Source organism: Bradyrhizobium denitrificans (assembly GCF_013179005.1).
In the GTDB taxonomy this organism is placed as follows: domain Bacteria; phylum Pseudomonadota; class Alphaproteobacteria; order Rhizobiales; family Xanthobacteraceae; genus Bradyrhizobium; species Bradyrhizobium denitrificans.
In genome coordinates, this window is the sequence record NZ_JABFDP010000094.1 from 1 (window position 1) to 442 (window position 442).

Annotated in this window: 1 protein-coding gene; it reads right to left on the reverse strand. The window is 65.2% G+C overall.

Going from position 1 to position 442, the window contains the following annotated elements; all coding sequences use genetic code 11:
- Nucleotides 1-106: 106 nt before the first annotated feature.
- Nucleotides 107-442: transposase (locus HL671_RS37900; RefSeq protein ID WP_172244265.1), on the reverse strand; the 336-nt coding region annotated here is incomplete at its 5' end.

Consider the following 442-nt stretch of genomic DNA (forward strand, 5'->3'; position numbering starts at 1 on the left):
CAGGCCGTTGAAGAAGTCTGCTTTCGGTCGGATTTGAGTGTCCGGGTCGGCTGGTAAGCGCCGAGTGTCGGCTTTGTGCGGCGCTTGGGCCCTGAGCCGAGGTGCCTCATGCGGTTGCCCCCAACAGTCTTGGCAGGCGGATCAGATTGTAGGCCGCCAGCGCCAGCTTGAAGGCGGCATCGACGCGGGCGCGGCCTCGGAACTTGACCTTGGCAAGGCCGGCCGAGGCCTTGATCCAGCCGAACACCTCCTCGATGCGCTTGCGGCAGCGTTGGCTGACCGCGTAGCCGGCGTGACGCAGCGTTCTCCGGTCGATCGCGGTCTTGCGTGGCTTGCCGGTCTTGCTCAAATGCCCGTCGATGGCGATGTGCGGCGTCACCGAACGGCTTCTCAGCTCTCCGACAAAGTCGGTGACGTCGTAAGCCTTGTCGGCCCCCAGCGT